The organism is Kineococcus indalonis, assembly GCF_009906395.1.
In the GTDB taxonomy this organism is placed as follows: domain Bacteria; phylum Actinomycetota; class Actinomycetes; order Actinomycetales; family Kineococcaceae; genus Kineococcus; species Kineococcus indalonis.
In genome coordinates, this window is record NZ_JAAALM010000890.1 from 1 (window position 1) to 925 (window position 925).

Sequence of the window (925 nt, forward strand, 5' to 3'; positions counted from 1 at the left end):
GCCGCGGCATCGCCTCGCTGGTCAGCTCCGCCTGCCGGGTGATCACCTGCACGAGGTCGCCGACCGCCGCGGGCAGGGCGACGGGCGGGGCGGCGGGGGCCTCGGCCCGGACGTCACCACCGTGCTGCACGTCTCCGACCTGCACCTGAACCCCCTGGGGATGGACCTCACCGCGGACCTCGTGCGGCAGTTCGGCGCGCAGGCGGTCGTGGACACCGGCGACATCACCACCTGGGGCACCGAGGCGGAGTCCTCCTTCCTGGGCCGCATCGGCGCCCTGGGCGTGCCCTACGTCTTCGTGCGCGGCAACCACGACTCCACGAGCACCCAGGCGGCGGTGGCCGCCCAGCCCGGCGCCGTCGTCCTGGACGGCGGGAGCACCGCCGAGGTCGCCGGCCTGCGCCTCGCCGGCACCGGCGACCCCGTCTTCACCCCCGACGGCGAGGGCGCCGCCGCCTCCGGCGCCGACGAGGAGGTGCAGCGCCGCTCCAACGAGGTCCTGGCCGGGGGCGTGGCCCGCTGGGAGGCGCAGCACCCCGATGACCCGGTGGACGTCGCGCTCGTGCACGACCCCAGCGGCCTGGAGCCCCTGCTGGGCCGGGTGCCGCTGGTGCTGGCCGGGCACCTGCACCGCCGCGGCGTCATCCTGGACTCCTCCGGCACCCGCGTCATGGTGGAGGGCAGCACCGGCGGGGCGGGCATCACCTCCGCGGGCCTGGACCGCCTCGCCGACGGCGCGCCGGTGCCGCTGTCGGCGACCCTGCTGCACTTCGGCACCGGCGGTGAGGACGACGGGCGGCTGCTGGCCTACGACGAGGTCACCGTCGGCGGCCTGGGGCTGGCGGAGGTCAGCCTGCAGCGCACCGTGCTCACCGCCGCCGACGGTGACCTCGTCGTAGGCCAGCAGCCGCCCGTCGTCCTCACC

Annotated in this window: 1 protein-coding gene; it reads left to right on the forward strand. The window is 76.9% G+C overall.

What is annotated here, in order from left to right; genetic code table 11:
- Positions 1-121 precede the first annotated feature (121 nt).
- A partial coding sequence (locus GTR00_RS21765; RefSeq protein ID WP_205706398.1) for a metallophosphoesterase family protein occupies positions 122-925 on the forward strand: 804 nt, incomplete at its 3' end.